3 protein-coding genes and 1 pseudogene are annotated in these 3,363 nt (G+C 63.5%); all 4 read left to right on the top strand.

The features are described from left to right. Positions 1–100 (top strand): annotated as a pseudogene (locus CV770_RS40630) (IS110 family transposase); the annotation flags it as partial. A gap of 251 nt (positions 101–351) precedes the next feature. Further along, positions 352–1,593 (top strand): MFS transporter, encoded by a 1,242-nt coding sequence (locus CV770_RS40625; protein WP_283811436.1) that lies wholly within the window; start codon positions 352–354, stop codon positions 1,591–1,593. A 135-nt stretch (positions 1,594–1,728) separates the two neighbouring features. Continuing rightward, positions 1,729–2,340, top strand: a complete 612-nt coding sequence (locus tag CV770_RS40620; RefSeq protein WP_026202686.1) for a PilZ domain-containing protein — start codon at positions 1,729–1,731, stop codon at positions 2,338–2,340. Positions 2,341–2,671: 331 nt separating this feature from the next. Further along, positions 2,672–3,295: a transglutaminase-like cysteine peptidase gene (locus tag CV770_RS40615; protein ID WP_028141141.1), complete on the top strand. Its 624-nt coding sequence runs from the start codon at positions 2,672–2,674 to the stop codon at positions 3,293–3,295. Positions 3,296–3,363 lie beyond the last annotated feature (68 nt).

Below are 3,363 nucleotides of genomic sequence, written 5' to 3'. Positions count from 1 at the left end.
CGGTAAGCCGAAAATGGTCGCCCTCATCGCCGTGGCCCGCAAGCTCATCACCATCCTCAACGCCATGCTCAGGGATCGAAAACCATGGCAACCCGCTTGACAAAGAACACAGTCGCTGAGGTGCGAGACGTGCGGCGCGTAGCGTCGCACGGGGAGCCTCGAAGGATGGGCTACGGGTTGCGGTCCATCCTTCGAGGCTCACCTTGCGATGCGGACGCATCGCAAGGTGAGAACCTCAGGATGACGACGGAGCTTGTGGTGGCAGTGCATGGCTGACCTAAGCACATCCAATTGTCTTGAGCCCTCACCCTCGACCGTGTAAGGCCGCAAGCATCCCACCCAGGTGCCCCCTTGAACCTCCTCCCCCAAAATCCCGTGGCTGCGTCCGGCTCGTTCGCGGCGATGAAGTCGGTGCCGTACCGGCTCCAGTTCATCGCCTACGTGCTGGCGATGATGGCTGACAACATCGAGCATGTGATCAGCTATTGGGTGGTGTTCCAGAAATTCCATTCGCCGGCGCTGGCGGGTTTTGCTGTGCTGTCGCACTGGCTGCCGTTCCTGCTGTTCTCGGTCGCCGTCGGCGGGCTTGCCGACCGGTTCGATCCGCGCCGCATCATCCAGTGCGGCATGCTGCTGTTCATCGTCGCATCAAGCGGATGGGGATTCTTCTTCATCACCGACACGATCCAGATGTGGCACGCGATGCTGCTGCTGGTGATCCATGGCAGCGCCGGCGTGCTATGGCAGACGCCGAACCAGTTGCTGCTCTACGACCTCGTCGGTCCCGCCGACCTGCCGAGCGCGGTGCGGCTGAACGCGATGGCGCGCTATCTCGGCATTCTGGTCGGACCTGCCGTGGGCGGAATCATCATGCTGACGCTGGGCACCTCGCACGGCATCATCTTCAACACGCTGTTCTATCTGCCGATGCTGCTCTGGCTGTTCTGGGCGCCGGTGCGCGACAACAGCGTGGCGGTGCGGCGCTTTGCCGTGCGCGGCCTTGCCGACATCGTGCTGACCATCCGCGCCATCGGCACCCAGCCGACCCTGACCGCGATGACCTGGCTTGCCGGCCTCACCTCCTTCATGATCGGCAATGCCTACCACGCCCAGATGCCGGGTTTTGCCGGCGATCTCGGTCATGGCGATCCCGGCGTCTCCTACAGCGTGCTGCTCGCGGCGGATGCGGCCGGCGCGGTGCTCGCCGCTATCGCGCTGGAATCCTGGGGACGGATCAAGGGCACGCCGAGCACCGCGATGCTGCTCGCGATGCTCTGGAGCGTGGCGCTGCTCGGCTTCGCCACAGTGCGGATCTACCCGGTTGCGATCGTGCTGCTGTTCTTCGCCGGCTTCTTCGAGCTGTCGTTCAACACCATGGCGCAGGCCCTGGTGCAGGTGAATGCCCCGCACGACATCCGCGGCCGGGTCGTCGGTCTTTATAATATGGCGGGGCTCGGGATGCGGGCGTTCAGCGGCATCACCGTCGGGCTGTTTGGCGCGGCGATCGGCATTCACTGGTCGCTCGGGCTGTCCGCCGCGGTGCTGCTGGCGCTGCTGCTCCTGCTGCAGCGGCGCGCGACGAGGCCGGCTTGAGCCCCCCTCCGGGTGTGGCTTTCCGAACGCATTGTGTCTGTCCGTTACTGCCGCGCCCGATCCTAACGCGGCATTAACCCTATGCACCTTAGGGTCGTCCCGGACTCCGCCCGGGCGGGGGGTCGGGTGTTGAAAATGGCGTTGGCGAACAAAAAATTTCTTCCTGCCGCCGAAGAGCGTCGGCGTTTTCAGCGGGTGAAGGTGCACCTGCTCGGCCGCTACATGCTGCCGGACCGCCGCGAATTCCCCTGCCAGGTGATCAACATGTCGCCGGGCGGCCTGGCGCTGCTTGCCCCCGGCATCGGCAATGTCGGCGACCGCGTCGTCGCCTATCTCGACCATATCGGCCGCGTCGAGGGCAAGATCACCCGCATCATCGACAATGGCTTCGCCATGACGATCGGGGCGACGCCCAGGAAGCGCGACAAGCTCGCGGCGCAGCTGACCTGGCTCGCCAACCGCGACATCCTCAATCTGCCGGAGGACCGCCGCCACGACCGTATCGTGCCGCGCAACCCGATCGCGGTGCTGACGCTCGAGGACGGCACCAAGATGACCTGCCGCATCATCGACCTTTCCTTGTCCGGTGCTGCCATCGCCGCGGAGAACCGGCCGCCGCTGAAATCGACGGTCATGCTCGGCCGGGTCCAGGGCCGCGTGGTCCGAAACCTCGAAGACGGCTTCGCGCTGGAGTTCGTCCACGCGCAGCCGATCGAGACACTCGAAGAGAGCGTTACCGCGCGGTAAAGCGCAAGGACGCCAAAACCCCTGTATTTCCAGCCCCGAAGGCGGCCTCCGCAATGCGGACGCCGCCTTTTTCGCGCGTGATCATGGGCCTCGCGCCGGTTAACGGGCGGCCCGTTTGCACGTTGAAATGGCGGTTCCGCCAGCCTTTCCGCGTTAATCGATAAAACTTGAATCAATTGCAGTTGTTTCAAATTTTATGAGAATTCGATTCAAGTATAGATCGAATTCGCCGCGCCTTTTACTTGTATTCGTCTCGACTTGACTTGGTTGACTTAGCGGCAACTCAAAAGCTCCATGCGAAATGTGGTCCCAACAAGAAACGGGGGCCGCAATGTTTGACTTCAAGGGACAGGGGAAAGGGCTGGCGCTGGCTGCCATGCTCTTCGGGATCAGCGCGGCAGCGCAGGCCGGCGAGAGCCGTCTGCTCTACGCGAGCCTCGGTGACACCACGCGTGCGCCGATCGGCTGGGTCGAGTTCTGCGCGGACAATACCGCTCAGTGCCAGGGCACGCCGGCACAGCCGCGCGACATCGTGATGTCGCAGGCCGCATGGCGCGACCTCGTCAAGGTCAATCGCTGGGTCAACGAGACCGTCAAGCCTTTGACCGACCAGGAGCACTGGGGCGTGATCGAGAAATGGTCGCTGCCGACCGACGGTTACGGCGACTGCGAAGACTACGTGTTGTTGAAGCGCAAGATGCTGATCGATGCCGGATGGCCGCGCCAGGCCCTGCTGATCACCGTCGTGCGCGACAAGAAGGGCGAAGGACACGCGGTGCTGACGGTGAAGACCGACAAGGGCGAGTTCGTTCTCGACAATCAGAACGAGAACGTCGTTGCCTGGACGGAAACCGGCTACCGCTTCGTCAAGCGCCAGTCGCAGAGCGATCCCAACGTCTGGGTCTCGCTGGGCGATACCAAGCCGGCGGTCTCCACCGCCAGCGCCAGAGATTAAGAACGAGACAAGGAGTTACGCGACCCGGTCACATCCCCACCCCTCCCCGTCCCAGACCGGTTCGCGTA

Source organism: Bradyrhizobium sp. AC87j1, assembly GCF_002936975.1.
In the GTDB taxonomy this organism is placed as follows: Bacteria; Pseudomonadota; Alphaproteobacteria; order Rhizobiales; family Xanthobacteraceae; genus Bradyrhizobium; species Bradyrhizobium shewense.
Note: the sequence above shows the minus strand (reverse complement) of the source record. Positions and strands in the feature narration are given on the sequence as shown.